Genomic DNA, 26,409 nt, shown 5'->3' on the forward strand with positions numbered 1-26,409 from the left:
GCGGCCGGGCCGGCGCCGGGTCAGAGCGACGTGAGGACCTGCTCCAGCTGGTCGAGGATCCGGACGGCCTCGGGGTAGCGGCTGGTGAAGAACGCCGGGACCGGGTGGACCTGGCCGTTCCTGGCCGCCTTGAGGTTCTTCCAGTTGGCCTGGCCGAGCAGTTCGGTGGTCTCGGCCGAGGGCTTCCCGCCCTCCTCGTCGCCGTCGACGAGGATCACGTCGGCGGACTCCAGCTTGCCGATCTCCTCGAAGGAGAGGTCGGCCCAGGCGTCGGTGAAGGTGACGCCCGGCAGGGTGGCGAACCTGGCGCCCGCGTCCTTGACCACCAGGCCGAGCCAGGACTTGCCGTCGTAGGCGGAGAACTTGCCGGGCTCACCGGAGTTGACGATCGCCCAGTCGGTCCTGGCCAGCTTCTCGGCATAGGTCGCCTTCAGCTTGGCGGCCTTGTCCTCGTACTGCTTCTTCACCGCGAGTCCGGCCTCCGGGTGCCCGGCGGCGTCGGTGACCTTCAGTGAGGTGGGCAGGAGTTCGTCCGGGTTGCCGATGCCGAAGGAGACCACCGGGGCGATCGGCCTGAGCTTGTCGATCTGGAACTGCACCCGCTTCGGGGCGGAGATGACGATCAGATCGGGCCTGAGCGAGGCGATCTTCTCGAAGTTCAGCTCGTTGCCCTCGCCGACCAGCGGGATCTCCTTGACCTTGGCCTTCTGCTCGGCGGAGAGCGCCGCGTCGTCGATCGAGGTGACGCCGACCATCGGGATGCCCGCGTCCAGGAGCCAGGCGGCGGCGTAGGAGAGCCCGACGATCCGCTTCGGGTCGGCCGGCACGGTGATGTCGCCGTCCGGGGTCTTCACCACGCGCGTGGTGCCCGCGGTGCCCCCGGCCGGGGACGCGGCGCCGCTGCCGCCCTCGGAGGTGGTGGAGCAGGCGGCGGTGAGGACGACGAGCGCGGCGGCGAGGAACGCGGCGATCGCGGCGCGCGGGCGGCCCGTCCGTGGTCCGGCGCCGGCCGGTCCTCGCTGCGCGGCTGTGGTGTGACTGGTCACCTGGGGTGCCTTTCGGTTCTTCGGTTTCTTCGACGGGCCGCGGCCTGCGGGGAGGCGGGCCGCGGCCCGGGTCCCGACGGACGGACGACGGTGCGGCCGGGTCGGGAGATCGGGGGTGGGCTCAGGAGGTCGCGGGCGCGGCGGCGGCGGAGGGGGCAGTGGTGGGAGGGGCCGTGGCGGCGCTGTCCTTGTCCGTCTCCGGGTCCGCACCCGGGTCCGTCTTCAGGTCCGCCTCCGGGTCCGCCTTCGGGTCCGCTTCCGAGTCGTCGGCCGCTTCCTCGCCCTCGTCCTCGTCGGGCAGGGTGGCGTTGCGCAGGCCCGGGACGGTCAGCGCGACGGCGACGGCGGCCAGGGCGCAGATCACGCCGTTGATCACCGCGGCGCCCCCGGGGCTGAACCAGCGGGCGAGCAACGCGACTTCGGCCTCGCCGCCGATCTCCCCGGTGGTCCCCTGGGCGGTCACGAAGCCGGACATCCGCCCGCGCAGCCGGTCCGGGGTGTGGTGCTGGAGCAGCGCGTAGTCGAGGATGGCCGCCACCGTGCCGGCCGCGCCGGCGACCGCGAGGGCGAGGAAGGCCGGAACCACGGAGGGGCTGAGGCCGAAGCCGACGATCGCGAGACCCGACACCAGCACCGCGCCGATCAGCACCGCGCCGGGCCGTCGGCTGCGGCCGATCCAGCCGCTGGTCGCCGAGGTCAGCACCGCGCCCACGGCCGGAGCGCTGTAGAGCAGGCCGAGCATGACCGTGCCACCGCCGTAGCGGACGTCGACGAGTTCGGGAAGCAGTACCACCGGGACCCCGAACAGCGAAGTGGCGCCGCCGAGCAGCAGCAGACCACCGACCACCCGGTGGCGCAGTGCGTACCGGACGGCTCCCAGCAGCGAGTTGTCGGCCCCGGAGCGAGGCCCCTCGGCTCCGCCCCCGGCGCCGGCGCCCCGGTCATCCCGGGCCTCGGCGGGCTCGTCCTCCTCGGGCTCCTCGAAGACCGGCGGCAGCGGACGGAGCCGGGTGACCAGCAGGGTGGTGACCGCGGTGGTGGCGGCGGTGACGGCGAACGCGGTCCCCGGCCCGGCGGCGGCGAGCAGCATGCCGCCGAGGAAGGGCGCCACCACGGAGCCGATCTCGGTGGTCAGGGCGAGCAGCGCGCCGGCGGCGGGCAGTTGGTCCCGGCGCACCAGGGTCGGGGCGACGGCCATCAGGGCGGTGATGCTGACGCCGGAGGCGAGGCCGTCCCAGGCCACCCAGGGGAAGACCGCCCAGAGCTTCGGGGAGTCCTGGTAGGCGTTGACGGCGAGACCGGCGAAGGCGAGCGTGGCGGCGGCCCGGGCCGACACGATCAGCATGCGGCGGTCGTGCCGGTCGGCGAGCACACCGCCGACGAGGGAGCCGATGAGCACGCTGACGCTCATCACCATGCCGACGGCGGCCACCGTCAGGGTCGAACCGCTGAGGTCGTACACCTGCGAGGCCAGGGCGACGGTCGCGACGCCGAGGCCGAACAGGGAGACGGTGCGGGCGATGAACACGGCCCGGAAGTCGCGGCTCGCGCGCAGCGGCTCGATGTCGATCAACAGATCGCGCAGGGACACTCGGGGGCTCCTGGGGAGAGAGGCTGCCGGTCGCGGGCGCGCCGACGGGGCCGGGTGGGACGGGCGTTCCCGGCCGGGGGCGGGAAGGGAAGAGGCAGGGACGGAAGGCGGCAGGCGGAGTGCTAGCGGCTCGGCGGCCGGGCCGGAACGTCCGGGGTTGCGAGCCCGGTGGCCGCCTCGCTGTCGCCCGGCCCGCCGCCCCGGCCCGCACCGGCGGCGCTCGGCACCACAGCGCTCGGCACGGCAGCACGCGGTACGGCAGCACGCGGTACGACGGCCCGCAGCAGCGGCCCGGTCATCACGGTGGTGATCAGGGCCATCAGCACGATCACGGTGTAGCCGCGTTCGCTCAGCACCCCCGCCGACAGGCCCACCGAGGCGACGACCACCTCGATCGCACCGCGGCAGTTGAGCCCGACGGCCACGGCCAGCCCCTGCCGGGACGGGAGGCCGGCGAGCCGGGCCCCGCCGTACGCGCCGGCGATCTTGCAGCCGACGGCGACGGCGAGATAGCCGGCCGCCCAGAGCAGGGTGCCCGGGCCCCCGAGGGCGGTGAGGTCCATCCGGAGTCCGGCGACCGCGAAGAACACGGGGGCCAGCACGGTCAGGGTGACCGGCTCCAGTTGGGCGCGCAGCCGCGACCGGTGGTGGGGCGATCGGCCGATCAGCACTCCGGCGGCGAAGGCGCCGAGCAGTCCGTCCGACCCGGCCGCCTGGGCCGCGACGGCGAGCAGCAGTACCAGGACGACGGCGGTGAGCAGTTCACCGTGTCCGCCGGCTCCGGTGGCACCCGCGGTCCCCGTGGCACCGTCCCCGACCGGCGTCCCCCTGCGCGGCAGCCTGGTCAGGACCGCGTCGACCAGCCGGGGGCCGGCCAGCAGGACGGCGGCGGTCAGCAGGACCAGTCCGGCCAGCGGGGCGGCCAGCGCCCCGATCCCGGCGGAGGGCCCGGAGGCGACCGTCACAGCGGCCAGCGCCAGCCAGCCCAGTGCGTCGGAGGCCAGCGCGACGGCGAGGATCATACGACCGAAGTCGGCCTGCATGAAGCCGAGTTCGGACAGGATCCGGGCCACGACCGGGATCGAGGAGATGCTCAGCGAGACGGCGACCAGCAGGACGAAGGCCGCGTCGCCGGCCCGCGCACCGGCGAACGACGCGGGCAGCGCGAGCGCCAGGGCGAGGCCTGCCGCGAAGGGCAGCAGCACCGCCCCGGCGCCGATCAGCAGCGTGGGCCGACCGAGCCTCCGCACCGCGTTCAGGTCGGTGTCCAGGCCGGTGAGCAGCAGCAGGAACGCCGCTCCGAGCCAGGCGACGGCGTTCAACGGTGCTCCGAGCAGACGCTCCTGAGGGATCATCAGCCGTGCGCCGTCCGACCAGAGCAGGCCGAGGACGGACGGGCCGAGCAGAACGCCGGCGAGCAGGTGTCCGATCACGGCGGGCTGGCCGAGCCGCCGGACCCCGGCCCCGGCCGCGTGCGCCAGCGCCGTGATCGCCAACAGCTGTACCAGCAGCGCCCATTGGGCGTGCTCGCCGAGGGAGGGGAAGCCCACCGGTCCGCCGACCTGCCTTTCTGTTCTCGTGGGACGGACTCCGCCTGCGGGGCGGGTCCCTGGGGTCGGCCGTCCCCGGCCGCCGGGCGCGGAGCCGCCCGGCAGCCGGGGCCGCGTCCGGCCGGGGTGGTGCGACCGGCCGGAGCGGTGCGTTCCGCCGGAGTTGTCCGACCGGCCGGAGCGGTGTCCGGTCCGGCCGGTGCGGTCAGCCGGTGGCGGGCTCGACCCAGGACAGGCCGTCCGGGCCCGGCACCAGCCCGCCTTCCAGCAGCGGGGACTCCTTGGTCCCGGTGCCGAGCACTCCGCGCCGCTGGATGTCGTTCATCTCCTGCATGACGTCGCCGACGACCTTGGCGCCGAACAGGTGGTCCATCCGCTCACCGGACTCGGTCTGCATGGAGCCGGTGGCGGCGACGGCGTCGGCGAGCGACTTCGAGGAGGAGGCGAACCGTTCGGCCAGCTCGGCCGGACCGGTCAGCGCCCGCTCGCGGGAGGCGACCCCGCCGACCAGGGTGACGAAGGCCTCCAGGTCGGTGGAGTCGAAGGCGGTGACCTTCTTGGCCTTCCAGAAGTAGTTCTCCTCGTTGCCCTGCATGTCGTAGAAGGCGCTCAGGAACTCGTAGAACACCGCGTACTCGCGCCGGTAGCGGCCCTCGAACTCCTCGAAGGCCCGCTGCTCCGTCAGGTCGCCCGCCAGCACGCTGTTGATCGAGCGCGCGGCCAGCAGGCCGGCGTAGGTGGCGAGGTGGACGCCGGTGGAGAAGACCGGGTCGATGAAGCAGGCCGCGTCGCCGACCAGGGCCATGCCCGGCCGCCAGAAGCGGGTGTTGGCGTACGAGTAGTCCTTGCGGACCCGGAGTTCGCCGTAGGTGCCCTCGGTGACCCTGGTGGCCTCGGAGAGGTAGTCACGGACGATGTCGCAGCGGTCGACGAAGCCGAGAAGTGCCTTCTCCTGCTCCTGCTGCGTGCCCTGGATCTCGGGGGCCTTCGCCCGGCTCACGACGGCGCCGACGCTGGTGAGCGTCTCGCTGAGCGGGATGTACCAGATCCAGCCCTCGTCGAAGGCGGCGCAGAGGATGTTGCCCCGGTCGGCTCCCGGCAGGCGCTTGCCGCCCTCGAAGTAGCCGAACAGCGCGAGGTTCTTGAAGAACTCGGAGTAGACCCGCTCCCCTCCGGCGTGCCTGCTGATCCGCGTCCTGTTCCCCGAGGCGTCGATCACCCAGCGCGCCGTGGCCTCGTGCCGGCGGCCGTCCGGGCCGGTCCAGCGCACCCCGCTCACCCGCTCGCCGTCCTCCAGCACCTCCCCAACCGCGCAGTTCTCGCGCACGTCGACGCCGTGCTTGGCGGCGTTGCGCAGCAGGATGTCGTCGAACTTCATCCGCTCGACCTGGTACGCGTACGAGGTGGGCCCGGAGAGCTCGGGGGCGAGCGCGAAGAGGAAGTTCCACGGCACGGGGTTGGTTCCCCAGCGGAAGCTGCCGCCCCGCTTGACCATGAATCCGGCCCGCTCCATGTCGTCCTGGACGCCGAGCAGGCGACAGATGCCGTGCACCGTGGCGGGCAGCAGCGATTCCCCGATCTGGTAGCGCGGGAAGGTCTCCTTCTCCAGCAGGAGGACCCGGTGTCCGTGCTTGGCGACGAGGGTGGCGGCGGTCGAGCCACCGGGGCCGCCGCCGACCACGACGACGTCGAACTCCTCGTGCAGCGTGGGCTGTTCGGCAGTACTCAAGAGTGTTTCCTTCTGGGCGGTGGGACGGGGGCGGTCACTTGTCGCGGAGCAGTTCCCACCAGCGGGTGAGGGTGGCCCGGCCGGCCAGGTCGACGAAGGTGACGTCGGTCCCCGTCTCGTCGCGCCACTGCTGGACGAGGGTCATCAGCCGGATGGAGTCCATGCCCTGCTCGAGCAGGAGCTCGTCGTCCTCGAGGTCGCCGGGGTCGACCCGCAGGACGTCGGCCACGTCCTGCCGTATGCGGTCCAGGCTCAGCCTCGGGGCGGGATTCTCGGCCATCGACAGCCGTCCTCTCTTCGGTCTGCGAGCGACTTCGGGGCACGGCGGCGGTCCGGTGATCACGGCACGTCCGGCGCGGCCCGACTTTCCCGATGTCAGTAAGGTTAGCCTTACCTAAGTTGGTTCGCGGCACTCCCGTCAAGCCCCCTCCCGGCGGGAACCGGCAGGCCGGGCCGGTCCCGGACGGGCCGTCAACTCGGCCGCGAAGGAGGCGGAAGGCGGCACCAGCGGGGAGCGAAGGCCGGGATTCCGGCCCGGCGGCGACGAGGCGGGCCCATGGCGGTGGCGCCGGCCGGAGGGGCGGGACGGGCAGGTCCGTGACGGACGCCACAGGCGGGCCGCGGGGAACGCGGCGAACGGACACGCCACAGGCGGGCCGCGGGAAACCTCGGGAACGAACACGCCACGGACGGGCGCACCCGGCAGCGGGCACGGCGAAGCCGCCGGGCGCGCGGCGATCACGCCACCACGCGCCCGGCGGCTCCACTCCCCCACCCCCGCAACCCCTCGCCGCACGGCGCCACCGCGGGCGGGGACAGATCAGGGGCGGTCCGGCCCCGAGGGCAGGCCGAAGCCCGGCCCCGCCGTCGGGCGGGGCCGGGCCGGCTTCCGGGCCAGGGTCAGGAACGCAGCTCCAGCGTGCAGCACTTGACACTGCCACCGGCGTACAGCAGTTCGGTGAGGTCGACGCCGATCGGCTCGAACCCCCGCTCGCGCAGCCTCCGCTGGAGGCCGGTAGCAGCGGCCGGGAGCAGCACGTGACGGCCGTCCGAGAGCGCGTTCAGCCCGAACACCACGGCGTCCTCCTCGTCCGCGAGGATCGCGTCGGGGAAGAGCTCGCGCAGCACCGCCCGGCTGCCCGCACTGAACGCGGGCGGGTAGTACATGACTTCGTCGTCCGACAGCACGGCCAGCGCGGTGTCGAGATGGTAGAAGCGCGGGTCCACCAGCGTCAGCCCGATGACCGGGACCCCGAAGAACTCCTGTGCCTCCGCGTGCGACCGCCGGTCGGTCCGGAAGCCCGACCCGGCGAGGATCCGGCGGCCCACCACCAGGTAGTCGCCCTCGCCCTCGTTGATGTGCTCGGGCCAGTGCAGCTCCCGATAGCCGTTCCCGGCGAACCAGTCGAGGTAGGCGGGCCCTTCGGCGGTCCGCTCGACGTGCCGGAAGCGGGCTCCCAGCACCTTCCCGTCCAGGACGGTGGCCCCGTTGGCCGCGAAGACCATGTCGGGCAGGCCCGGCGCCGGTTCGATCACCTCCACCGTGTGGCCGAGGCTCTGGTACAGCTCCCGCAGGGCGGTCCACTGGGCGAGGGCGAGGCCGGGGTCGACCGGCTTGCCGGGGTCCATCCAGGGGTTGATCGAGTAGGTGACGTCGAAGTGCAGCGGCTCGCACATCAGGAAGCGGCGCGGCGTCGCGACGCGGACGCGGTGCGCACCGGCGGCCTTGACGAGCGGGGTGGGGATCGTGTCCGTTGCAGGCATGTAGACCTCCGGTGAGACTCGACTGGTTCTGTGCACGGCACAGAGGGAAGCCGGGCCGAGGGGATCGCCCTCGGCACCGGGCCGGGGAACGGCTCGCGCGCGAGCCGGAGAGCGGTCGGGCGGGACGGCGAGGGAGCGGTCGAACAGGAGAGCGGCGAGCGTGAGAACGGGAGAGCCGGGGTGCGGGGTTGCGCATCGGCGGTACCGGGATCACTCCGGCCCGCCCCTTCGGGAACGCTCCAACGTAGTTAGGTTAACCTTACCTTACTAACTCTCGTGCGCACCCGGTCCCCTGTGGACCCGTCACCGGAAGTGGAGCTGCCGTGCCCCCCGCACCGACCACCACCGCCCCGACCGCCGACACCCCCTCCGCCGCCGGGGGGCGGCTGCGCGCGGAGAAGGTGACGCTGCGGTACGGCGAACGCGCCATCGCCACCGAACTCTCGGTCGCGGTGCCGGACGATTCGTTCACCGTGGTCGTCGGCCCGAACGCCTGCGGCAAGTCGACCCTGCTCCGGGCCTTCGCCCGCCTGCTCAAGCCGGCGGCCGGCCGGATCCTGCTCGACGGCGAACAGATCCGCTCGCTGCCCGCCAGACAGCTCGCGCGCCGGCTGGGCCTGCTCCCGCAGAGCTCCACCGCCCCCGACGGCATCACGGTCGGGGACCTGGTGGCCCGCGGCCGCCATCCGCACCAGGGCCTGTTCCGGCAGTGGTCGGCGGAGGACGACCGCGTCGTCGCCGAGGCCATGGCGGCCACCGACGTCGGCGCCCTCGCCGGCCGCTACGTCGACGAGCTGTCGGGCGGCCAGCGCCAGCGTGTCTGGCTCGCCATGGCCATCGCCCAGCAGACCCCGCTGCTCCTGCTGGACGAGCCGACCACCTACCTCGACATCGCCCACCAGGTCGAGGTGCTCGACCTGTGCGCGCGACTGCACGGGGAGCAGGGGCGGACGCTGGTCGCGGTGCTGCACGACCTCAACCAGGCCGCGCGGTACGCCACCCACCTGATCGCCCTGCGCGACGGCGTGGTGGTCGCCGAAGGGGCACCCCGGGAGATCGTCACGGCCGATCTGGTCGAGCGCGTCTTCGACCTGCCCTGCCAGGTGATCGAGGACCCGCAGACCGGCACCCCCCTGGTCGTCCCGCTCGCCCCGGCCCGCCGCGCCACCGCCCGCTGACCTCCGCCCCGGGGTACGAACGCCGGCCGACCGGTCGTGGCCGGAGGCCCGACCGGACGGGACCTGATGCCCGACCGGACGGCGCCGGCTACCGGGTGCGGAGTGCCACGCCGTCGACCAGGAGGCGCAGCCCCAGTTCGAAGCCCCGGTCGTCGAGCTCCGTCGCGCCGCTCCCGTCGGCGTAGGCGCCGTCGAGGGCGTCCGCGAGGGCCGGGTAGTCGGGCCGGTAGCCGGCCGGCTCCCGGGTGAACCCGGCGCCGAAGGTCTCCAGGGCGGAGCCGAGGACGAGGAAGTCCAGGGCCGCGGCGACCTCGGCGGCGTCGGCCGGGCCGAGCCCGGCCCGGCCGAGGAGGGCGAGCAGCGCGTCGTAGCCGCGCAGGGCGTTGTCCGCCACGACCCGGCGGCGGGCGAGCAGGGAGACCGCGTTCGGGTGCCGGACGAACACGGCGCGGTAGCCGCGCGCGTAGGCGGCGAGGCCGGAGCGCCAGTCGGCGTCGGCCAGCGGCGCGTGGTCGATCTCGCTGTTGACCAGCTCGGAGACGGTGTCGACCAGCGCGTCCTTGCTCTCGATGTGGTTGTAGAGCGAGGCGGCCTTGACCCCGAGGCGTTCCGCCAGCGCCCGCATGGTGAGGCCGTCGGGACCCTCGTCGTCCACCACCTGGAGCGCCGCGCGCGCGATCCGCTCGCGGGTCAGCACTGCCCTGCTCGGTCGGCCCACCGAAAGATCCCCTCTTCCGCTCTTCCTGTTCAGAGGCTATCGTGCCGGATCAACAGCGGACGCTAACAAAGTTAGTTTTATCTGGAGGGCGCAGCACGTGGCCGAGAACACCCCGACCGACGACGACCGGCTGGCAGCACTCGGCTACCGGCAGGAGCTGAGACGCAGCCTGAACGTGCTCGGCAACATCTCCATGGGCTTCGCCGTCGTCTCCCCCGTCGTCGGGCTGTACGCGGCCGTCCAGGTCGGCATGAGCGTCGCGGGCGGGGCCTGGGTCTGGGCGCTGCCGCTGTGCCTGCTCGGACAGTGCCTGGTCGTCTCCGTCTACTCCGAGCTCGCCTCGCAGTGGCCGCTGGCCGGCGGCGCCTACCAGTGGAGCAAGCGCCTGGCCGGTCCGGCGGTCGCCTGGCTGAGCGGCTGGCTGTGGCAGTTCGCCGTGATGTTCGGCAACACCACCGTCGCCTATCTCGCCTCCCCCTGGCTGTTCGCGCTGTTCGGCGCCGTCCCCACGCCCGCCGAACAGGTGCTCGCCTCGGTCGGCTTCGTGCTGCTCTGCACCCTGGTCAACGCCTACGGCATCAACCTCCTGCGCCGCATCGTCGGCCTCGGGATCGCCGCCGAGGCGGTCGCCTCCGTCGTGGTCGGCCTCACCCTGCTGCTGTTCTTCCGGGAGCACGGCTTCGGCCTGCTCACCGACCTCCTGGACGCGCCGAAGGCCCTGGGCATCGGCGACACCGGTGCCGTGCTCGCGGCCGTGGCCGTGGCCGGCTGGGCGTTCATCGGCTTCGACGCCTGCGTGTCGACCGCCGAGGAGACCAAGGACGCCTCCCGGCAGGTGCCCCGGGCCATGTGGTGGTCGCTGATCGCGGTCGGACTCGTGGTGATCCTCAACGCGGTCGCGGTCGCGCTCGCCCACCCCGCCCCCGCCGAGGTGGTCGCCCGCCAGGACCTCGACCCGGTCACCACCGCCGTCACCCACGCCTTCGGCGGCTGGGCCGACAAGCCCTTCGTCCTGGTCGTCCTGATCAGCTTCACCGCCTGCCTGATGGCCTCCCAGGGCGGCGCCGCCCGCGGCCTCTACTCACTCGCCCGCGACGACGTCTTCCCCTTCTCCCGCCACGTCCGCAGGGTCAACCGGCACCGGGCACCGATCGGCGGACTCCTCGCCGCCGCACTGGTCAGCTGCGCCGCCCTGCCGCTGGGGCTGAGCACCTCGGCCATCGGCAGCCTGATCACCTTCGGCGGCGCCGCCACCTTCGTGCCGTTCTTCCTGCTCACCCTCGTCGCCCTGGTCGCGCGCCTGCGCGGCGGCTGGACGCCCGCCGGGGCCGTCCGCTACGGGCGTCTCGGGACCCCGCTGAACCTGCTCGCGGTGCTGTGGACCGGCTTCGAGGTGGTCAACATCTGCTGGCCGCGCGCCGTCCTCTCCCCGGCCGGTGCGCCGTGGTACCAGATCTGGGCGGCACCGCTCGGCGTCGGCACGGTGACCCTCGCCGGGCTCGGCTACCTGCTCGCACGCCGCCCCGACCGGCGCATGGGCGAGGCCGACGGGGACCGCCCGCTCACGGAGGAACTCGCGCCCGCCGTCCTCTGACACCCGCCTGCTCCAGCGTTCCCTTCCACCGACCTGCTCCACCGACCTGCTCCACCTGTTCCACCGACCTGCTCCACCGATCTGCTCCACCGCTGTTCCACCGAATCACCTTGGAGACGAACCCCATGACCCACCCGTTCGACGTCGTCGAGACCGGTATCGCCGACCTGCGGGCCGCACTCGAAACGGGCCGGACCACCGCCGTCGCCCTGCTCGACGCCTACCTGGCGCGGATCGACGCCTACGACCGGCCCGGCACCGCCACCGCGCTCAACTCGCTCGTCGTGATGAACCCGGACGCCCGCGCCGACGCCGAGGCCTCGGACGCCCGGCGCGCGCGCGGCGAGAGCCTCGGCCCGCTCGACGGCATCCCGTACACCGCCAAGGACAGCTACCTCGCCAAGGGCCTGACCGCCGCCGCCGGCTCCCCGGCGTTCGAGCACCTCGTCGCCCAGCGCGACGCCTTCGCGATCGAGCGGCTGCGCGCCGCCGGCGCCGTGCTCATCGGCCTCACCAACATGCCGCCGATGGCCAACGGCGGCATGCAGCGCGGCGTCTACGGCCGCGCCGAGAGCCCCTACAACGCCGACTGGCTGACCAGCGCCTACGGTTCCGGCTCCTCCAACGGCTCGGGCACCGCCACCGCCGCCTCGTTCGGCGCGTTCGGGCTCGGCGAGGAGACCTGGTCCTCCGGCCGCGCGCCCGCCTCGTACAACGCCCTGTGCGCCTACACCCCCAGCCGGGGCGTGATCTCGGTGCGCGGCAACTGGCCGCTGGTCCCGACCATGGACGTCGTCGTCCCGCACACCCGCACCATGGCCGACCTGCTCGAACTGCTCGACGTCGTCGTCGCCGACGACCCGGACACCCGCGGCGACCTGTGGCGGACCCAGCCCTGGGTGCCGATCCCCGCCCCGTCCGAGGTCCGGCCGGACTCCTACCCGGGGCTGGCGCCCGCCGACACCGCGGCGGCCCGGGCAGCGCTCGCCGGCAGGCGCGTCGGCGTGCCCCGGATGTACATCAACGCCGACCCGGAGGCCGGCACCAACCCCGAGGGCGGCATCGGCGGCCAGACCGGTCAGCGGATCGAGACCCGCGCCTCGGTGATCGACCTGTGGGAGGCGGCCCGCCGCGACCTGGAGGCCGCCGGTGCCGAGGTCGTCGAGGTCGACTTCCCCGTCGTGACCAACTACGAGTCCGACCGCCCGGGCGCGCCGTCCCTGAAGACCCGGGGGCTGATCGGCCCCGACTTCCTGGACCGCGAGATCCTCGATCTGTCCGCCTGGGCCTGGGACGACTTCCTGCGCGCCAACGGGGACCCGGCCCTGCCGAGCCTGGCCGAGGTCGACGCCGACACCATCTGGCCCAAGCACCAGGGCGAACTGCCGGACCGCTACGACGGTTTCGACGACACCATCGTCGACTACCCGCGCCAGGTCCGCGAGCACCCCTACGCGTCGGTCACCGAGATCCCGCTCCTGGAGCAGGGACTGCGCGGGCTGGAGGAGACCCGCCGGATCGACCTGGAGCAGTGGATGGACGAACTCGGCCTGGACGCCGTGGTCTTCCCCGCCGTCGCCGACGTGGGCCCGGCCGACATGGACGTCGTCGAGGCCTCCGCGGACCTCGGCTGGCGCAACGGCGTGTGGGTCGCCAACGGCAACCTCGTACCGCGCCACCTCGGCATCCCGACCGTGACCGTGCCGATGGGCACCATGGCCGACATCGGCATGCCGGTGGGCCTCACCTTCGCGGGCCGCGCCTACGAGGACACCGCCCTGCTCCGCCTCGCCGCCGCCTTCGAGGCCACCGGCGACCGCCGCACCACCCCGCCGCGCACGCCGCGCCTCCCGTCCGCCTGACGGGCCGGGGCGGGGGCCCGCGCTACGGCCAGTCGCCGCGGGCCGCGACGGCCAGGACCAGGGCGGCGATGTTCCACGCGTCGTCGTCGCCCCGGTGGTGGCGGCCCTCCAGCGGGAGCCCGGCGACGGTGAGGGCCTGGGCCATGCCCGGCCGTCGGCGCAGGCCGTAGGAGGCGGTGAAGGCCGCCTTGGCATTGGTGTGGTGGTGGCCGAAGGGGTACTCCGCGCCGGTCCGCCGGCACTGCCGGGTGAACTGGTTCCGGTCGTAGTCGCCCCAGCTGGCCCAGGGTGTCGCGCCGGTCCGGTGCACGGCCGCCAGCGTCCGGCAGGCCTCGGCGAAGGAGACGCCCCCGGCCACCTCGGCCGGGGTCAGTCCCGTCAGTTCGGTGCAGAACGGGCTCACCTCCGACCGGGCCGGGCGCACCAGCAGCCGGTGCTTGGCCAGCCGCTCGCCCGCCCGCAGGTCGACCACGGTGAGCCCGATCTCGATGATCTCGCTCACCTGGCCGGGCGGCGGCTGCCCCTCCCAGCAGGTCGCCTCGACATCGACCACGTTCAGCAGGGGCGCGTTGACGTCCATGGGGCCGAGGGTAGGGAGGGCGGCGGCCTCCGGTCATCCGGTTTTCCGGGCCCGGCAGGCGGGTTCGTGCCAGACCGTGCGCACGACCCGTGCGTCCCGGGTGAGGTGTTCGCTGGACCACGTCCCGCAGCAGCGGCCCGCCCGGCGCGTCCGGGCGGGGAGCACGGGCCCCGCGGTACGGGCGGGCACGACGGCTGCGGGAGCGGCAGAACGGCGGCGGCGCTTGTGCTGGGGCTCGTGCTGGGGTGTCGTCATGCCCCGGGCTCTGCCCGCACCGCCCGGGGGTCGAACCGGCCTTCACCCGTACGGAGCACCGGCGCCACCCGCCGCCCGGCCGGGGCGAACTGCCCCGGCCGGGACGACCGGCCCCCCGTCGGGGGGAGCCGCGAGGACCGCGTTACCCCCGTGGGGGGATCTCGGCGGATCCGCGTTGACGGTGGCTGCGGCGTCCCGGAGGCTGACTCGCGGACCGGCCGGATGCCGGACACAACTCGCGCCGCAACAAGCCGGGTCGGCTTCCACCAGGACCTGACGGGCACCGTCGACCGGTGCCCGGCACGCCGCCCTTCCGCAGCCCCGAGAGGACGTTCCCGATGCGCCGTACCCTGGCCGCACTGGCCACCTTCCTGCTGGCGGTGGCCGCCGCGATCGCCACCCCCTCGGGCGCGCTCGCCGTCCCCGCGCCACCGGTGCCCGCCGTCGTCCCCGCACCGGTGGCGGCCACCGCCGGGACGACCGCGGCCGAGAACTGCCGGACCTACGTCGTCGACGGCTACCGCTGGTTCGGGGAGTGCACCGGCCTGGACCCGCGCCGTACCTGGCGGCTCCAGCTCTACTGCGCCTGGCGGATCAACGGCCGCGTGTACGACTACTACGCCGACAGTTCGGTGATCGCCGGCGACGCCACGACCGAGCTCAGCTGCAGTCCCGGGAAGGCCGTCGAGGTGCGGATCCTGCTCGGCGACCTGCTGCCGCCCGAGCCGGCCGGGCCGGTCGGCGCGATCACCGGGCTCGCGGGCAAGTGCGTCACCGTCCGGGACAACCGTCACGAGGACGGCACGCCGGTCGAGCTGTTCGACTGCAACGGCGGCTACGGCCAGTCCTGGCGGGTGGGTACCGACGGCACGGTCCGCTCGCTCGGCAAGTGCCTGGACGTGGCGGGCGGCGGCACGGGCAACGGCAACGGCGTCCAGCTCTACGTGTGCAACGGCACGGGTGCCCAGCAGTGGCAGGTCCGGCCGGGCGGCCTGATCGTCAACCCGCAGTCCGGGCGCTGCCTGGACGTCCCGAGGGCCGACGCGAGCAACGGCAACCGGCTGATCATCTGGGACTGCGCCGGCGGCGTCAACCAGGTCTGGCGGCTCCCGGCCTGACCGCGGGCCCTCGGTACCGCGCGTCCGGCGCGGTACCGAGGGCCCTTTCGGCTGCCGTTCGGTCGGTCGCGGGTCAGCCGGCGGCGGCTCCCGGTGGCGCCTTGGTCCCGGTGGCCGTGAGCTCGGCCGCACTGGTCCAGGGCCCCCGGCCGCCCGCCTCGCTCAGGACCCGCAGGCGCAGGTAGCGGCCGGAGGCGGCGGTGAAGGACACCTGTTGCGCGGCGGCCGTGTCGGCGAAGGAGCCGGTGGCCACCGGGCTGCCCCAGGTGGTGGCGCTGTCGGAGACGTAGACCTCGTACCGGCCGATCCGGCCGTTGACGCCGCCGTCCTGCCGGGGCAGCTGGCCGAGGCCGTCGACGGCGTAGCGCGCGCCGAGGTCGATCCGGATCTCGTGCGGCAGCGGGGCGGCGCCGCCCGACCACTTGGTGTGCCAGATCGTCGCGGGGTTGCCGTCGATCGCGTTGGTGGCGGCGCCGTTCTCGCCCGCGGTCTCCTCGCTGTCGGCGCCGAGGACCTTCCAGCCGGTCTGCGGGATCGGCTCGGACCTCGTGCCGACCGGGGTCCCGGGCGCCGCGGTGATGCCGGAGGCGGTCACGGTGAACGCCCCGGACCGGCTGCCGGCCTTGATCCACAGCACCCCGGCGCGGTCGGCCGGGTCGTAGTACCAACCGCTGCTCGCGCTGTCGTAGGCGGCCTTTCCGGCGAGAGCGGGCAGCGGCGCCCCGCCGACCGAGACCGAGGTGGGCGCGGTCGCGCTGTGCACGGTGAACTCGTAGCCGCGCTCGGCGGCCTTCCCGGTGTAACTGCCCTCCGCCGCACCGACGCTGATCACGGCGTCCCCCCGGCCGGTGGCCGGCGCGTGCACGTCCACCCGCTGCCGGGCGTAGGCGCCGTTCTGGTACGCCCGGGTCACCCCGTCGTCCTCGTAGAGGCTGAAGGCGGAGTCGCCGCGCGGGTACACGTCGTAGGTCAGGGTGGAGACGGCCTTCTCACCGGTGTAGTTCATCTGCGGCCACATCGGGACGATCGCGCCCGCGCGGACGAACAGCGGCAGGGTGTCGAGCGGGGCGGCGTAGCCGTCCAGCCAGCCGGGGCCCTGGTAGACCTTGCCGGTCCAGTAGTCGGTCCAGCTGCCGGCCGGCAGGTAGATCCCGTTGCGGACGGCGGTGTCGCTGACGACCGGTGCTACCAGGAAGGAGTCGCCGGCCATGAACTCGCCGGAGGTGGCGTTGCCCCGGGCCACCGGGTCGTCCGGGTACTCCAGCACCAGGGCCCGGGTGGAGGGCACGCCGGTCTCGTTGGCGGTCCGGCCCATGGTGTAGAGGTAGGGCATCAGCCGCATCTTGAGCTGCAGGTACTTGCGGTTGATCGACGCGTACGGTTCGGCGAACCGCCACGGCTGCTTGTCCTGGTACCCGGCCGAGGGGTTGGTGGCGCCCCAGCCGGACATGGTCATGAACGCCGGGGTGAAGGCCTTCCACTGGAGGTCGCGGACGTAGGTCTGCGGGCTCCCGCCGAAGATGCCGTCGATGTCGCCGGAGGCGTAGTTGAGACCGGAGAGTCCGGCGCCCGCGATCGAGGGGACGTGCCAGCGCATGGCGTCCCAGGTGCCGCTGGTGTCGCCGGTCCAGACGACCGCGTTGCGCTGGGTGCCGGCCCAGCCGTCGACTGTCCAGACGAAGCGGCGGGCGTCGGAGTTGTCCTCGATGCCCGCGACCGCCTGCTTCACCCCGTCGAAGGCGTACTTGTAGCCGCTGCCGATCCAGGCCACGTCGGTCTTCACGGCGCGGGAGCCGGCCGTGCCGACCTCCTGGTCGATGCCGGAGAGGCCGGTGGAGGTCCACAGTCCGGTCCGGAAGCCCTTCTCGTTCAGGGCGGCGACGGTGGACGGCAGTTGGGTGTAGCCGCAGCCGTAGCCGTCGTTGGGCAGGATCCAGCCCGAGGGCATGTCGGCGGCGCGGGCGTCGGCGGCGTAGCCGACCACGTCGGGCGTGGTCCGGTGACGGGCGCGGTTGTGGTCGCCCTGGTAGTCCGGGTTGGAGGCGTTGAAGCAGTCGGCGTTGCCGAGTTCCAGGCCCCACATCGGCGCCAGGAACGGCTTGCCGGTGACGTCGGTGTAGCCGTCGAGCACGTCCTTGAGCGAGCTGCCGGCGAAGTACCAGGCGTCGAAGCGCTTCTCGTCGTGGCTCAGCGCGGTCGGGGCGCGGAAGTCGTACGAGCCGGGTGCCCAGGTGTTGCGCATGACGCCGTAGCCGTTGGTGGACATGTAGAACGGGGCCGGGCTGGCGTTGGTGCCCTCGGTCCACTTGTTGGAGACCGCGACCGGGACGGTCCGGTCGCGCAGGGCCCACTCGCCGAGGTGCAGTCCGGTGCCGTAGAACTGCTCGTCCGCGGAGCGGCCGAGGTACTGGGTGGTGCGGCCGGCGCTCCAGCTGGTCGGCTGGGACTCCGCCCACACCAGGGTGGTGTCGTCGGCCCGGTAGAGCGCGAAGGTCAGCGGCTTCTTGTTGATCCGCAGGCTGATGGCGGGGGTGCCGATCCGCCAGTACGCGCCGGCGTCGGTGAGGGTGGCGCCGACCGTGCCGAAGGAGGTGGTGGTCGCGAGGTCGGAACCGGCCGGGTCGTCGGTGAAGGAGCCGTCCGGCGAGAGCCAGATCCGGAACACGTCGGCGCGGGCCACGACGATCCGGACGGCGGCGGCGCTGGACGTCCGGACGGTGAAGGTGTCACCGGCGCGGGTGACGGAGGCTGCGTTCCCGGCGGTCGCGGCCCGGGCCGGAAGGGCCGGGCCGAGCGCGGTCAGCAGGGCTCCGAGCAGGGTCAGGATCATGGCGGCGGCCGTCCGGCGGTGGCGGACGGCCCGTGGTCGGCGGGTGGGGGGAGCGGCGGCAGAGCTCACGCTGTCCTCCTGGGGAGGGAGTGAGGAAGGCCCGCGCGTCGATGGGGCCGCAGGCCGGGGAGGGCGGTGCCCCGCCATGACAGCAAGGTTCATGACATGTCGTCAAGTGCTTGAACTAAGGGTTTTTCGAGCATTATTGAGCAGACATTTGCATACCGCGAGCAGGCCGGGCGGCGCCGTAACGCCCGGCGGCCCCTGCGGACCGCGACGGTCCGACAGGGGCCGGAGGTCCGGCCGACGGGCCGGTGGGGACCTAGCGCGTCGCCCGGCGACCTCCCTCCGAGGGCGGCACCCGGTGCACGGCCGACGTCCCGGACGGGGCGGCGACGGCCGGGCCGGGACGACCGAGCGGGGCGGTCACGGCCGGTCCAGCACGATCGAGCGGGTCAGATTGCGCGGTCGGTCCGGGTCGAGGCCGAGGGAGACCGCCACCTCGACGGCCAGCCGCTGGGCCCGCACCAGGTCGGCGAGCGGATCCAGCGGGGAGACCGAGACGGTGGCACCCAGGGCCCGGACCTCGCCCTCCAGTCCGGCGGGCGGGGCGCCGAAGAACCAGACGGCGCTGGTCGGCGCGGTGACGCTGACCGGACCGTGGCGGTACTCCATCGCCGGGTAGGACTCGGCCCAGGAGTACGAGGCCTCGCGCACCTTGAGCGCCGCCTCGTGGGCGAGGCCGCAGGTCCACCCGGCCCCGAGGAAGGTGAACTGCCTTGCCGCGGCGGCCCCTTCGGGCAACGTCTGGGCCAGCGCCAGTTCGGCCTGGGCCGGCAGGTCGGCGGGGGCGAGCCCGAGCCGGGCGCGCAGCAGGACCAGCGCGGTGGTGGCGAACCGGGTCTGCACCACGGACCGCTCGTCGGCGAAGTCCAGCACCACCAGGGAGCGGGCCGCACCGGCGACCGGGGTCGCGCCGTCGGCGGTGACGGCGACGGTCTCGCCCGAGCTCACCCGCCCGAGCGCCTCGACGACCTCGGTCGTGGTGCCGGAGCGGGTGATCGCCAGCACCCGGTCGTAGCGCCGCCGGTGGGGGAACTCCGAGGCCGCGAAGGCGTCGGTCTCCCCCAGTCCGGCGCCCTCCCGGAGGGCGGCGTAGGCCTGCGCCATGTACAGCGAGGTGCCGCAGCCGATCACCGCCACCCGCTCGCCCGGCTCCGGCAGCCCCCGGGGCGTCAGCTCGAGTGCGCGCCGCCAGCAGTCGGGTTGACTGGCGATCTCCGCGTCCACATGGCTCATGACTGTCCTCCAGGCAGAGTCTGCTCGAATATGCTTAATCTATAGACCCAGGAGCCAGTTTTGCGCAATATCGATCACCAATGTGCAACCCGCACCGTCCGACCGCCCCTTCGCCTGCGGCGGGAGGTCAGGCGGTGGTGATCGGGGCGAAGCGGTCGCCGCCGGTGATCCACTCGCCGCGGCGCATGACGGCGACCAGGTCGTAGCCGGTGGAGTCGACGACGACGAGGTCGGCGAGCTTGCCGGTCTCCAGGGTGCCGACCCGGTCGGCGAGGCCGAGCAGCCGGGCCGGGACGGTGCAGAGCGACTCCACGGCCTGGTTCAGGCTGAGGCCGCTGACCGTGAGGCAGCGGCGGAACGCCCGGTCCAGCGTGAGGGTCGATCCGGCGATGGAGCTGCCGTCGGTGAGCATCGCCACGCCGTCCTTGACCTCGACCTGGAGCGGGCCGAGGGGGTAGAGGCCGTCGCCCATGCCGGCGGCGCCCATGGCGTCGGTGACGAGGGCGACCCGGGAGGCGCCGGCGGTGCCGTAGGCGAGGTCGAGCACGGAGGGGTGGAGGTGGACGCCGTCGTTGATGAGTTCGACGGTGACCCGCTCGTCCTCCAGCAGGGCCACGATCGGGCCGGGGGCGCGGTGGGCGATGCCGGGCATGGCGTTGAAGAGGTGGGTGGCGACGGTGGCGCCGGCGCCGATCGCCTCCAGGGTGCGGGCGTAGTCGGAGTCGGTGTGGCCGACGGCGGCGATGACGCCGAGGTCGGCGAGCATCCGCACCGAGTCGAGGCCGCCGGGGAGTTCGGGGGCGAGGGTGACCATCCTCGCGTGGCCGCGGGCGGCGTCGACGAGCTTGCGGACCAGTGCCGGGTCGGGGTCGCGCAGCAGGTCGGGGCGGTGGGCGCCGCAGCGGTTGTGCGAGATGAACGGGCCCTCGAAGTGGACGCCGGCCACCACGCCGTCCTCGGCGAGTTCGGAGAGGACGGCGGCCTGGCGGGCCAGGTCGTCGATCTCGCCGGTGACGGTGGAGGCGACGGTGGTGGTGGTGCCGTGCTCGAGGTGGGTGCGGGCGGCGCGCAGGGCCTCCTCGGCGATGCCGGAGGCGTAGGAGGCGCCGCCGCCGCCGTGGACGTGCAGGTCGACGAAGCCGGGCACCACGGTGTACCCGGTCAGGTCGAGGTCGCCGGGGGTGGCGGTGCCGCCCAGGCCGACGATGGCCGTCCCCCCGATCGAGAGCCGGCCGTTCTCGACGACGCCGCCGGGCAGGACCAGCCGGGCGCCGGACAGTGCGAGTCGGTCCGCGGTCACGCGGTCACCTCCGGGAAGAGGACGCGGTCCACCACCCTCCCGCCCCACCGGTCTGATCGTGGCAACGGGCGGCGGTCGGCAGCGCGCGTCGATCGAATTTGTTCGCTGTACCGGGTACTTTAATCAGTTCCGAGCATCTTGCCCCCAGGGCCGACTTGTCGGATACCTGCCGCCCTGCCAGCACCGAAGCCCCGTTCTCCGCTCCCCCGAGGCGCCGCTGCGGTACGGACCAAGCCTCGTCTAGACTCCCCGACATGCTCAAAGCTGACCGGACCGCCAAGATCCTCGCTCATGTCACCGAAGCGGGGAGCGCCGACGTGCACGCGCTGGCGGAGCTGCTGGGCGTCTCCACCGCGACGGTCCGCCGCGACCTCCAGGAGCTGCACGACCAGGGCCTGCTGCACCGCACCCGCGGCGGCGCCGTGACCGGCACCGTCAATCTGGAGCTTCCGCTGCGGCACCGGCACGGCAAGCGGCAGGCCGAGAAGCGCCGGATCGCCCTGGCCGCCGAACGCCTGGTGCCGGAGGGCGCCGTGGTCGGCCTGACCGGCGGCACGACCACCAGCGAGCTCGCCCGGGTGCTCGCCGAGCGCGGCGGGGTCACCATCGTGACCAACGCGGTCAACATCGCCGCCGACCTGATCGTCCGGCCGGAGATCCGCCTGGTGGTGGTCGGCGGCATCGCGCGGTCGGCCAGCTACGAGCTGGTCGGGCCGGCCGCCGAGCGGATGCTCTCGCAGTACCACCTGGACGTCGCGTTCATCGGCGTCGACGGCCTCACCGCCGGCGAGGGCTGCACCACGCACGACGAGATGGAGGCCCACACCGACCAGGCCTTCCTGCGCAGCGCCGCGCGCGGCGTCGTCCTGGCGGACAGCAGCAAGGTCGGGCTGGTGACCTTCGCCGCGATCTGCCCGCTGACGGACATCCACGACCTGGTCACCGACGACGGGCTGACCGGCGCGCAGGAGAAGGCCGTCACCGGTTGCGGCGTGCGGGTGCTCCGCGCCTGACCCCGGGCGCCCGGGCGACCGTCCGGACCCGGCCGGCCCCGGCCCCCGGCCCCGTACCCCCACCCCGCCCGCTCCGATCCCGTCGGCCCCCGGCCCGGACCCGCGACCGCCCTCGGCCGATCGCCGGGGGCTTCGTGCACGACCGGGGTGCACACGACCGGGATGCACACGTCCGGGGCGCGCACGCCCGGGACCGCATGTCCGCGAGCGCATTCCAAGATCGCACATGCCGACGTGCACGCCCCGTGCTTTTGCACCCCTTGCAAACAAAATTGAGCAGAGGGCCGCGCCGCACTCCACGGCCCGCCCGCCGGCCCGCACCGGGCCCTGCGCCCAGCGGTCGACGCGATCCCCCGCCGACCGGACCCCGAGCCCGTTCGATCGCTCCGACCAGGCAGAACAACAGATCTGACGGATCGTCGGAGCTGTCCGCCGGGAGCGGGCGAACCGTCCGGCAGGCGGCACGTCCGCAACGGTCCGGTAACAGCAACTAGACCGCCCGGCGCCCCTCGTGAATACTTCCGTGAGCAACGGGCACTTCACATTTGCGCAAACCTGGCTGTCTTCAAGCACAATCAAGCAGCCATGGCCGTTGCGGCCCGTTCGACAGCCGGCAGGTGCACCGAGCGGCGGCCTCCCCCAGCCCCCGCGACGCACCGGTGCGGTGCTCGGCTTCTGCACTCCCAGGAACGAACCCCCGCCCCCGGGCCCGGGTTCGCAGGACGAAGGCGGTACACGGCCATGAACAAGCGGCTCCTCGGCATCCCCCTGTTGTGCGCCACCGCGGCGCTGACGCTCACCGCGTGCGGCAGCGGCGGATCCAGCGGCTCCGACGGCGGGAACGTCACCCTCAAGCTGGTCGCGGCCGACTACGGCGACAAGGCCTCCAACAGCTCCAAGGGCTACTGGGACGGCGTCGCCGCCGCCTTCACCGCGGCCCACCCGGACATCAAGGTCGACGTCCAGGTCATCAACTGGAACGACATCGACAGCCAGGTCAAGACCATGATCCAGAGCGGGAACGTCCCCGACGTCCTGCAGACCGGCGGCTACGCCGACAAGGTCGCGGACGACCTCCTCTACAAGGCCGAGGACGTGCTCTCCACCGCGACCAGGGCCAATCTGATCGCCACCTTCGCCGACGCCGGCAAGGTCAAGGACACCCAGTACGGCATCCCGTTCGTCTCCTCCGCCCGCGCCTTCTTCTACAACAAGGCCCTGTTCCAGCAGGCCGGCATCGCCCAGCCCCCCACCACCTGGGACGAACTCAAGGCCGACGCCGAGAAGATCAAGGCGAAGGTGCCGGGCGTCGTCCCCTACGCCCTGCCGCTGGGACCGGAGGAGGCCCAGGGCGAAAGCATGATCTGGGAGCTCGGCAACGGCGGCGGCCACACCGACCGCAGCGGCGCCTACACCATCGACAGCCCGGCCAACGTCGGCACCTTCAGCTGGCTGAAGGCCGACCTCGTGCAGCCGGGCCTGACGTACGCCAACCCGGCCACCACCGACCGCAAGACCGCCTTCGCCGACTTCGCCGCCGGCAAGACCGCCATGCTCAACGGCCACCCCTCGCTGATCTCCATGGCCACCGAGGGCAAGGTCGACTACGGCGTGGCGCCCATCCCCGGCAAGAACGGGCCCCTCAAGTCCACCCTGGGCGTGGCGGACTGGACCATGGCGTTCAAGAAGAACGGCCACGCGGCGCAGATCAGGACCTTCCTCGACTTCGCGTACGCGAAGGAGAACACCCTCAAGTTCGTCGAGACCTACAACCTGATGCCCGTCACCCAGGACACCCTGAAGGAGATGAGCACGGGCGGCAAGCACAAGGACCTCGAGCCCTTCTTCGCCCTGCTGCCCGGCGCCGCCTTCTACCCTCTGGGCGACACCGCCTGGGACGCGGTCTCCGCCGAGCTCAAGAAGGGCATCGGCTCCGCCGTCGCCGACGACCCCGCGAAGGTCCTGGGCGACCTGCAGAAGAAGGCCCAGGCCGCGGTCGCAGGCAAGTAGTCCGCCCGCTCCCCAGGTTCCACGGCAGCGCATCTGCCGCACCCGCGGTTCCCGCCGCACCCGCCGGGCGGCGCGCGCCCTCCCGCGCGCCGCCCGGCCGGCGGGGCCCACACGCCCGGAAGGCACCCTCGTGTCCCTCAAGTCAGCTTCCCCACAAGGCCGCAGGGCCGGTCGGCGCCCGCCCGCCCGCTCCCTCGCCGCCCGGCTCGGTCCACTGCCGTGGATCGGCCCGGCCGTCCTGCTGATCGTCCTGGTGGTCCTGTGGCCGGTCTACGAGATGGTCCGCACCTCCTTCCTGCGGATCAGCACCAGCGGCTTCGTCCGCGGTTCGGCCGGACTCGACAAGTACCGCAAGCTCTTCGACGAGCCCGACCTCGGCCGGGTGCTCGTGCACACCGTGGTCTGGACGCTGGCCGTGGTCGGCCTCACCATGCTCGTCTCGCTGGCCCTCGCCCAGCTCTTCGACCAGCGCTTCCCCGGGCGCCGCTTCACCCGCTGGGCGCTGATCGCTCCCTGGGCGGCGTCCGTGCTGATGACCTCCATCGGCTTCAAGTGGATGCTCAACCGGACCTCCGGGGTGCTCAACACGCTGCTCGCCGACCTGGGGCTGATCGACGGCCCCCGGGACTGGCTCGGCGACCCGGACACCGCCTGGCCCTGGATGATGCTGGTGGCGGTCTTCGTCTCGCTGCCCTTCACCACCTACACCCTGCTCGCCGGCCTCCAGACCGTCCCGGCCGAACTGCACGAGGCGGCCAGGGTGGACGGCGCCACCGCGTTCCAGACCTATCTGCGGATCACGCTGCCGCTGCTGCGGCCGGCCTTCCTGGTCGGCCTGGTGATCAACCTGATCAACGTCTTCAACTCCTTCCCCGTGATCTGGGGCATGACCCAGGGCGGGCCCAACAGCGACACCGCCACCACGACGGTGTTCATGTACCAGTTGAAGAACACCGACATCGGCGAGTCCGCCGCGATGTCCGTCGTCAACTTCGCCCTGGTCGTCCTGATGGTCCTCCTCTTCCTCAGGGTCAGCCGGTGGAACCAGGAGGAGAACTGATGCCCCGTCATGTCACGGTCCGGGCCCGGCGCGAGCCGATCCGCCCCCGCACCCTCGTCGTCGCCGCCGTCGCCTGGGGGCTGGCCGCGCTGTTCCTGCTGCCGTACCTGGAGATGGTCGTCACCGCCGTCCGGCCGGCCGACGAACTGCGCGACGCCGGCTACCTGCCCAGCCACTTCGCCTGGTCCAACCTGGTCGACGTGTGGCGGGACTCCACCCTCGGCACCAACCTCCGGGTCACCCTGCTGGTGGCCGGCGGCTCCACCCTGCTGGCCCTCGCGGTGGCGCTGCCGGCCGCGTACTGCACCGCCCGCACCCGCTTCCGCGGCCGCAAGCTGTTCCTGCTGCTCGTCCTGGTCACCCAGATGTTCCAGCCGACGGCGCTGCTGGTCGGGCTCTACCGCGAGTTCCACCAGCTCGACATGCTCAACTCGGTGTGGACGCTGATCCTCTGCAACGCCGCGTTCAACCTCGCCTTCACCGTCTGGATCCTCACCGCCTACATCGGCTCCATCCCGGTGGCGCTGGAGGAGGCGGCGATGCTCGACGGGCTGAGCCGGTTCGGCACGCTGCGGAAGGTGGTGCTGCCGCTGGCGAGGCCCGGCATCGTCACCGCGGTCGTCTTCACCTTCATCTCCGCCTGGAACGAGTTCGTGATGGGCCTCACGCTCTCCACCCGCTCCGACAGCCAGCCCCTGACCGTCGGCATCAACAGCTTCATCGGCAACTACACCGTCCAGTGGAACTTCCTGTTCGCCGGCTCGGTGCTCGCGATCGTGCCGGTGGTGGTGCTGTTCGCTCTCATCGAGCGGCACGTCGTCTCCGGCCTCACCGCCGGTTCCGTCAAATAGGCGGCCGCCCGGCGGTGCCCGACGCCCCAGCCGGTCACCGCCGGTCGCCGCCGGCCCCACCGGGGGCGGAGACCCGGGCCGCCGCGGGGAAGTCCTTGCGCTTGATCTTGGCCCGGCGGCCGTCGGGGTGGTGGAACACGATGCCCTCCGCCAGGGTCCCCGGGGCGTAGCGGCTCTCCAGCGCCGCGAGGAACTCCCGCAGACCGTCGTAGCTGCGCGGCACGGCGGTGTACACCGGCGCCGCCAGGTCGAACGGCACGCACAGGTGGTCGTCCAGCTCGAGCGGGTTGCCCTGGATCCGCGGGCCGAGGGCCTCGCAGGCGTGCTCGCCGTCCGGCCAGGCGGTCACCTCGGTGTTGCCGGCCGCGGTCAGGATCCACCGGTCCTCGGGACCGTTCGGGTCGGTGTCGACGTACCAGCCGTCGACGATGCCCCGCTTCTTCTGCTCCTTGCTCGGGTTGCGCCGCTTCTCCACCCGCACCAGGTGGCCGCCGCGGACGGTCAGCCGCACATTGGTGCCGTCCAGCTTCTCCGTCGGCGCGCCCTCCCCGGCGAACACCCAGGCGCACTCGGCCCGCGGACGGTCCACCACCCGGAAGTCGCCGTCGCGCTCGAACAGCGTGGGGATCTTCTCCATGACCTGCCTGCCTCTCCTGACCTGCCCGACCAGTTCCTCGTGCGTGATCGCCCCCGCGGCCAGCCCGCTCGCCAGAGCCCGCACCAGGTCGGCGACCGAGACACCGGCATCCACGGCGACGTGCTTGAGCGCCTTCTTCTCCTCCGGCGAGATCCACGCGACCAGCCGTGACCAGCCGTCCGGCGGAGTCCAGCGCGCCAGCCGTTCCGGGTCCTTGCGCGGCCGCCCGCGGCGTACGGGTTGTTCCTCCATGACCGGGAGCGTAGGAGTCGGTTTGATGCTGTGTCAATTGGCATAACAGAAATTCCGGCCACGAGGGGGGCGGTGAAGTGCCGCCGGCTCGGCCGGCACCGGTCGGCTCCTGGTTGCCGCGCGCCGGGAGCCGAGAACGCGCGGGGCGGCCGGGTACGGCCGCCCCGCGCGT

Annotated in this window: 20 protein-coding genes; 8 read left to right on the forward strand and 12 right to left on the reverse strand. The window is 73.1% G+C overall.

The annotated features are described in order from the left end of the window. Positions 1-20 precede the first annotated feature (20 nt). The 6 genes from BLU95_RS02655 to ddaH form a co-directional block, all read right to left on the reverse strand. The gene (locus tag BLU95_RS02655; RefSeq protein ID WP_093858492.1) at positions 21-1,046 is read right to left on the reverse strand and encodes an ABC transporter substrate-binding protein; all 1,026 of its coding nucleotides are present in this window, start codon (positions 1,044-1,046) and stop codon (positions 21-23) included. A gap of 121 nt (positions 1,047-1,167) precedes the next feature. Then, positions 1,168-2,637 carry an MFS transporter gene (locus tag BLU95_RS02660; protein WP_093858493.1) on the reverse strand — a complete coding sequence of 490 codons (1,470 nt, stop codon included), beginning with the start codon at positions 2,635-2,637 and terminating at the stop codon, positions 1,168-1,170. A gap of 122 nt (positions 2,638-2,759) precedes the next feature. Further along, positions 2,760-4,187 carry a cation:proton antiporter gene (locus BLU95_RS02665; protein ID WP_107452461.1) on the reverse strand — a complete coding sequence of 476 codons (1,428 nt, stop codon included), beginning with the start codon at positions 4,185-4,187 and terminating at the stop codon, positions 2,760-2,762. 205 nt (positions 4,188-4,392) lie between these two features. After that, a complete protein-coding gene (locus BLU95_RS02670) occupies positions 4,393-5,916 on the reverse strand; it encodes a tryptophan 7-halogenase (RefSeq protein WP_197698701.1) in 1,524 nt (507 codons plus the stop codon). A gap of 34 nt (positions 5,917-5,950) precedes the next feature. Next, positions 5,951-6,196 (reverse strand): phosphopantetheine-binding protein, encoded by a 246-nt coding sequence (locus BLU95_RS02675; protein ID WP_093858495.1) that lies wholly within the window; start codon positions 6,194-6,196, stop codon positions 5,951-5,953. 620 nt (positions 6,197-6,816) lie between these two features. After that, positions 6,817-7,680 carry a dimethylargininase gene (gene ddaH, locus BLU95_RS02680; protein WP_093858496.1) on the reverse strand — a complete coding sequence of 288 codons (864 nt, stop codon included), beginning with the start codon at positions 7,678-7,680 and terminating at the stop codon, positions 6,817-6,819. A 323-nt stretch (positions 7,681-8,003) separates the two neighbouring features. Between ddaH and BLU95_RS02685 the strand changes: the two genes are divergently transcribed. After that, the gene (locus tag BLU95_RS02685; RefSeq protein WP_093858497.1) at positions 8,004-8,858 is read left to right on the forward strand and encodes an ABC transporter ATP-binding protein; all 855 of its coding nucleotides are present in this window, start codon (positions 8,004-8,006) and stop codon (positions 8,856-8,858) included. An 88-nt stretch (positions 8,859-8,946) separates the two neighbouring features. Here the strand turns inward: BLU95_RS02685 and BLU95_RS02690 are convergent, their stop codons facing one another. Further along, entirely contained in the window at positions 8,947-9,576 is a 630-nt protein-coding gene (locus BLU95_RS02690) for a TetR/AcrR family transcriptional regulator (protein WP_093858498.1), read from the reverse strand. Between the two features lie 97 nt (positions 9,577-9,673). On the opposite strand from BLU95_RS02690, the gene BLU95_RS02695 reads away from it, so the two are divergent. Beyond that, on the forward strand, positions 9,674-11,170 hold the full coding sequence (locus tag BLU95_RS02695) for an APC family permease (protein ID WP_231978224.1): 1,497 nt from the start codon (positions 9,674-9,676) through the stop codon (positions 11,168-11,170). 125 nt (positions 11,171-11,295) lie between these two features. Then, entirely contained in the window at positions 11,296-13,032 is a 1,737-nt protein-coding gene (locus tag BLU95_RS02700) for an amidase (RefSeq protein ID WP_093858500.1), read from the forward strand. Positions 13,033-13,054: 22 nt separating this feature from the next. On the opposite strand, the gene BLU95_RS02705 is transcribed toward BLU95_RS02700, so the two are convergent. Further along, complete coding sequence (locus BLU95_RS02705) at positions 13,055-13,612, reverse strand: 3'-5' exonuclease (RefSeq protein WP_093858501.1); 558 nt, start codon at positions 13,610-13,612, stop codon at positions 13,055-13,057. A gap of 593 nt (positions 13,613-14,205) precedes the next feature. Between BLU95_RS02705 and BLU95_RS02710 the strand changes: the two genes are divergently transcribed. Further along, positions 14,206-14,985, forward strand: coding sequence for a ricin-type beta-trefoil lectin domain protein (locus tag BLU95_RS02710; protein ID WP_093858502.1), 780 nt, complete (start codon positions 14,206-14,208; stop codon positions 14,983-14,985). Between the two features lie 73 nt (positions 14,986-15,058). On the opposite strand, the gene BLU95_RS02715 is transcribed toward BLU95_RS02710, so the two are convergent. The 3 genes from BLU95_RS02715 to nagA all read right to left on the reverse strand — a co-directional run bounded on the left by BLU95_RS02715 (position 15,059) and on the right by nagA (position 20,414). Next, complete coding sequence (locus BLU95_RS02715) at positions 15,059-17,884, reverse strand: TIM-barrel domain-containing protein (protein WP_231978226.1); 2,826 nt, start codon at positions 17,882-17,884, stop codon at positions 15,059-15,061. 357 nt (positions 17,885-18,241) lie between these two features. After that, positions 18,242-19,114, reverse strand: a complete 873-nt coding sequence (locus BLU95_RS02720) for an SIS domain-containing protein (RefSeq protein WP_093858504.1) — start codon at positions 19,112-19,114, stop codon at positions 18,242-18,244. A 127-nt stretch (positions 19,115-19,241) separates the two neighbouring features. Beyond that, complete coding sequence (gene nagA, locus BLU95_RS02725) at positions 19,242-20,414, reverse strand: N-acetylglucosamine-6-phosphate deacetylase (RefSeq protein ID WP_093858505.1); 1,173 nt, start codon at positions 20,412-20,414, stop codon at positions 19,242-19,244. Between the two features lie 254 nt (positions 20,415-20,668). On the opposite strand from nagA, the gene BLU95_RS02730 reads away from it, so the two are divergent. The 4 genes from BLU95_RS02730 (at position 20,669) to BLU95_RS02745 (ending at position 25,348) form a co-directional block, all read left to right on the forward strand. Continuing rightward, on the forward strand, positions 20,669-21,427 hold the full coding sequence (locus BLU95_RS02730; RefSeq protein WP_093858506.1) for a DeoR/GlpR family DNA-binding transcription regulator: 759 nt from the start codon (positions 20,669-20,671) through the stop codon (positions 21,425-21,427). 741 nt (positions 21,428-22,168) lie between these two features. Then, the gene (locus BLU95_RS02735) at positions 22,169-23,437 is read left to right on the forward strand and encodes an extracellular solute-binding protein (protein ID WP_093858507.1); all 1,269 of its coding nucleotides are present in this window, start codon (positions 22,169-22,171) and stop codon (positions 23,435-23,437) included. 130 nt (positions 23,438-23,567) lie between these two features. Further along, on the forward strand, positions 23,568-24,497 hold the full coding sequence (locus tag BLU95_RS02740; RefSeq protein ID WP_093858508.1) for a carbohydrate ABC transporter permease: 930 nt from the start codon (positions 23,568-23,570) through the stop codon (positions 24,495-24,497). Continuing rightward, positions 24,497-25,348, forward strand: coding sequence for a carbohydrate ABC transporter permease (locus tag BLU95_RS02745; RefSeq protein ID WP_093858509.1), 852 nt, complete (start codon positions 24,497-24,499; stop codon positions 25,346-25,348). Before BLU95_RS02740 ends, BLU95_RS02745 begins: the two co-directional genes overlap by 1 nt. Positions 25,349-25,382: 34 nt before the next feature. Here the strand turns inward: BLU95_RS02745 and BLU95_RS02750 are convergent, their stop codons facing one another. Beyond that, positions 25,383-26,237: an RNA ligase family protein gene (locus BLU95_RS02750; RefSeq protein WP_093858510.1), complete on the reverse strand. Its 855-nt coding sequence runs from the start codon at positions 26,235-26,237 to the stop codon at positions 25,383-25,385. Positions 26,238-26,409: the final 172 nt, after the last annotated feature.

It is taken from the genome of Streptomyces sp. TLI_053 (assembly GCF_900105395.1).
Classification (GTDB): Bacteria; Actinomycetota; Actinomycetes; order Streptomycetales; family Streptomycetaceae; genus Kitasatospora.

Coding starts and splice junctions, on each gene's coding strand:
- BLU95_RS02675 (WP_093858495.1), bottom strand. CDS start 6,196: ATGGCCGAGAATCCCGCCCCGAGGCTGAGCCTGGACCGCATACGGCAG.
- ddaH (WP_093858496.1), bottom strand. CDS start 7,680: ATGCCTGCAACGGACACGATCCCCACCCCGCTCGTCAAGGCCGCCGGT.
- BLU95_RS02700 (WP_093858500.1), top strand. CDS start 11,296: ATGACCCACCCGTTCGACGTCGTCGAGACCGGTATCGCCGACCTGCGG.
- BLU95_RS02705 (WP_093858501.1), bottom strand. CDS start 13,612: ATGGACGTCAACGCGCCCCTGCTGAACGTGGTCGATGTCGAGGCGACC.
- BLU95_RS02710 (WP_093858502.1), top strand. CDS start 14,206: ATGCGCCGTACCCTGGCCGCACTGGCCACCTTCCTGCTGGCGGTGGCC.
- BLU95_RS02720 (WP_093858504.1), bottom strand. CDS start 19,114: ATGAGCCATGTGGACGCGGAGATCGCCAGTCAACCCGACTGCTGGCGG.
- BLU95_RS02730 (WP_093858506.1), top strand. CDS start 20,669: ATGCTCAAAGCTGACCGGACCGCCAAGATCCTCGCTCATGTCACCGAA.
- BLU95_RS02735 (WP_093858507.1), top strand. CDS start 22,169: ATGAACAAGCGGCTCCTCGGCATCCCCCTGTTGTGCGCCACCGCGGCG.
- BLU95_RS02745 (WP_093858509.1), top strand. CDS start 24,497: ATGCCCCGTCATGTCACGGTCCGGGCCCGGCGCGAGCCGATCCGCCCC.
- BLU95_RS02750 (WP_093858510.1), bottom strand. CDS start 26,237: ATGGAGGAACAACCCGTACGCCGCGGGCGGCCGCGCAAGGACCCGGAA.